Below are 473 nucleotides of genomic sequence, written 5' to 3'. Positions count from 1 at the left end.
GATCAGCCTATGGGATGCAGCAGTGAGGAATATTGGTCAATGGGCGAGAGCCTGAACCAGCCAAGTCGCGTGAAGGATGAAGGATCTATGGTTTGTAAACTTCTTTTATATGGGAATAAAGTGAGGAACGTGTTCCTTTTTGTATGTACCATATGAATAAGCATCGGCTAACTCCGTGCCAGCAGCCGCGGTAATACGGAGGATGCGAGCGTTATCCGGATTTATTGGGTTTAAAGGGTGCGTAGGTGGTTAATTAAGTCAGCGGTGAAAGTTTGTGGCTCAACCATAAAATTGCCGTTGAAACTGGTTGACTTGAGTATATTTGAGGTAGGCGGAATGCGTGGTGTAGCGGTGAAATGCATAGATATCACGCAGAACTCCGATTGCGAAGGCAGCTTACTAAACTATAACTGACACTGAAGCACGAAAGCGTGGGGATCAAACAGGATTAGATACCCAAGTAGTCCCGAAAA

Annotated in this window: 1 rRNA gene; it reads left to right on the top strand. The window is 45.7% G+C overall.

Features of this window, described 5'->3' with window-relative positions:
• A 16S ribosomal RNA gene (locus M6G53_RS25040) occupies window positions 1-473 on the top strand; the annotation flags it as partial.

This window comes from Serratia nevei (assembly GCF_024160145.1).
GTDB lineage: Bacteria > Pseudomonadota > Gammaproteobacteria > Enterobacterales > Enterobacteriaceae > Serratia > Serratia nevei_A.
This window is presented reverse-complemented; position numbering and strand designations above follow the sequence as displayed.